The sequence below is a fragment of the Pseudomonas neuropathica genome, from assembly GCF_015461835.1.
GTDB classification, from domain to species: domain Bacteria; phylum Pseudomonadota; class Gammaproteobacteria; order Pseudomonadales; family Pseudomonadaceae; genus Aquipseudomonas; species Aquipseudomonas neuropathica.
Genome location: NZ_JACOPX010000042.1, coordinates 1 through 1,295 on the forward strand (window position 1 = coordinate 1; position 1,295 = coordinate 1,295).

At 51.1% G+C, this 1,295-nt stretch carries 1 protein-coding gene; it reads right to left on the reverse strand.

Going from position 1 to position 1,295, the window contains the following annotated elements:
* Nucleotides 1-6: 6 nt before the first annotated feature.
* Nucleotides 7-1,197, reverse strand: coding sequence for an IS4 family transposase (locus H8F23_RS28660; protein ID WP_194936571.1), 1,191 nt, complete (start codon nucleotides 1,195-1,197; stop codon nucleotides 7-9).
* Between the last annotated feature and the right edge of the window lie 98 nt (nucleotides 1,198-1,295).

Sequence of the window (1,295 nt, forward strand, 5' to 3'; positions counted from 1 at the left end):
GCGTCACTAGTGTCCGGTAAAACCTGTTTCAAGCAGAAGGCAGCCTTGAGCTGCCTTCTGCTCCGTTCGCTTCTGCCTTCGGTGCTCAAGATGTTCAATGCTTGATGGACGTTCGAACAACGTGTGGGCTAGCCGAATGACGAAGCTGGAAATAGACCCGGAGCCACCTGACCGGCGCTGATAAAGGTGCAGCAAGAGGTACGTGATCAAAGCGCTGTATATCTGAAGACGAACGGCATTTTCGGAGAAGCAAAAATAGCGTTTGAGCTTGAGGTTTTGCTTGATCCACTTGAAAAACAACTCAATCTGCCAGCGCTGTTTGTACAGCTCGGCAATTTCTTCAGATGAACGAGAAAAGTCATTAGTGACCAGAATCAGCGGCGTTTCGTGATCATCTCGGCGAATCTGAATTCGGCGTACCGCCTGATCCCGATAGAGATTCGGGCGTCGGGTGCTCAGATATTTCTTGGCGAACAATACTGATTCATCCGCCTCGATAAATTCTGCAACATCCTCTTTTTTCAAATTTTCGACCCGCTTCAGATTGGCGTTTTTCTTCAGGCGTGTGACGAAAAAAGAACCTGTCTGATCAATCTGGTGCCACCAGTTGTAATCGCAGTAACCCTTGTCGAAAACGTAAGTCATGCCCGCTTCGAGTGGCATGGTCAGCGCATCGCTTAGATCGTTGACGTTTGCCGCAGTGATGTTTACGTAAGTTGGGGCTGTTTGCCTTGGATCGATGGCCACATGCACCTTCAGGCCTTGGGTGATACGGGTTTTCGTCGCGGTGGTCCATTCGTCAAAACCTGGGCCGCGCAAGTTGATCGAAGTCGAATCAATCAAGGTGATCATCGCTTCGAGAGACTTGCGCTGTTTACGACCGATGCCTTTGAGGAGGTGCTCGCAGGCCAACCGAAAGGGCTCTGAACTGCGCTTGTTCAGCGCGTCACAAAGGGTGGAGCGGACCATGTTCTTAGCGTTGAGATGGTGGCGATGAGGTTCCAGAGACTGCGAAGCTGTCGCCAGCGTACGTAAGCTCTTGGCCTGAGTAATCTGGCCATAAATCAGCGTGACAAGCAGATCCCAGGAGGAGAATTGCTTGGCGTACCGATCAGCGCCACAGCGCTTGACCGCTGCTTTGAAAAGCTGATGAGGAAGAGCTTGAAGCATCTGCGCAAATCGGGTGCTACTGAACATAGGCGAAAATCGAGTCTGAAAAACCTGATTATTGCTCAGGAAGCAGGCACAGCAAGGGGGAGCAAGCTCCCCCTTCAGTTTTTACCGGACACTAGTGA